Raw genomic sequence first — 511 nt, 5'->3', positions numbered from 1 at the left:
CCGGGGGGCATCCACCGGCACCTCGACAAGGCCGCCCGTCTCACCGTGCCGGCGCAGTTCCACTTCGCCGGCAACGACGGGCACATCACCGATGCCCACGTCGACGAGACCCGCCGGGCCTTCTTCGGTCGCGGCGACGTCGGGATCCACGTCTACGACGGGGCCGATCACGGCTTCAACTGCTGGGCACGGGGGGCGTATCACCGGCACGCGGCGGCGCTGTCCCACGGGCGGGTGCTGACCTTCCTGGAGGGCGACAGCCCCTAGGCCACCGCGGCGGACCTGACGGCCCGGGCGAGAACGGCCGGCGGGCGCTGCCCGCCGGCCATGAGGGGATCGGGCTGGATCAGTCCGCCTCGGGGACCGTCTGCGTCTCCACGAACTCGAACAGCCCCTCGATGCCGCCCTCGCGGCCGTAGCCGGACTGCTTCATGCCGCCGAACGGCGCCTCCGGCGTCGGGCCGGTGCCGGAGTTCAGCGCGGCGTGGGCGAAATTCAGGCGCTCGATCAC

General features: G+C 73.0%; 2 protein-coding genes. One reads left to right on the top strand and one right to left on the bottom strand.

The window, feature by feature from the left end:
* A partial coding sequence (locus G7A99_RS24660) for a dienelactone hydrolase family protein (protein WP_163144714.1) occupies positions 1 to 267 on the top strand: 267 nt, incomplete at its 5' end.
* Positions 268 to 346: 79 nt separating this feature from the next.
* On the opposite strand, the gene G7A99_RS24655 is transcribed toward G7A99_RS24660, so the two are convergent.
* Positions 347 to 511, bottom strand: coding sequence for an aldehyde dehydrogenase family protein (locus G7A99_RS24655; protein ID WP_305792384.1), 165 nt, complete (start codon positions 509 to 511; stop codon positions 347 to 349).

This window comes from Arhodomonas sp. KWT, assembly GCF_010993615.1.
This window is presented reverse-complemented; position numbering and strand designations above follow the sequence as displayed.